Source organism: Sediminibacterium sp. GW821-FHT12F12 (assembly GCF_058806635.1).
In genome coordinates this window covers 1-536 of record NZ_JBXAPW010000038.1, presented here as the reverse complement: position 1 = coordinate 536, position 536 = coordinate 1, and the positions used below count along the sequence as shown (strand labels likewise).

Here is a 536-nt window from a genome sequence, read left to right as displayed (position 1 = left end):
CTGATAGAGCCCGCACTTACATTACCACTCACTGTGATCGCACTCAGATTACCCAGTGCGGTAATGCCATCCAGGGTTCCTTGGGATAAGGTAGCACTCAGTGTATTGGCAGTAATATTACCCGTTACGGTAAGACCATTTAACCCAGACAGGTTCGTGATGTTCGCTGTTGTAGCACTCAGTACATTAGTAACAGTGGTACCACTTACAGTAAGACCCGTTAAAGTGCCTACCGTGGTAATATTAGGTTGACTCGCAGTAGTTAATGTACCACTCAGTGTGTTCGCACTGATATTGCCGGTAACTGTCAGACCATTTAAGCCAGACAGGTTCGTGATCGTTGCAGTGGTTGTACTGATAGAGCCCGCACTTACATTACCACTCACTGTGATCGCACTCAGATTACCCAGTGCGGTAATGCCATCCAGGGTTCCCTGGGATAAGGTTCCGCTGTAAGTTCCGCCTACTATATTACCGGTAACTGTCAGGTTCTGTAAACCAGACAGATTAGTGATGTTCGCTGTTGTAGCACTCAG

Annotated in this window: 1 protein-coding gene; it reads right to left on the bottom strand. The window is 47.2% G+C overall.

The window, feature by feature from the left end:
- The coding region (locus AC1RNB_RS18590) for a hypothetical protein (RefSeq protein ID WP_493085260.1) at nucleotides 1-536 on the bottom strand (536 nt) is incomplete at both ends.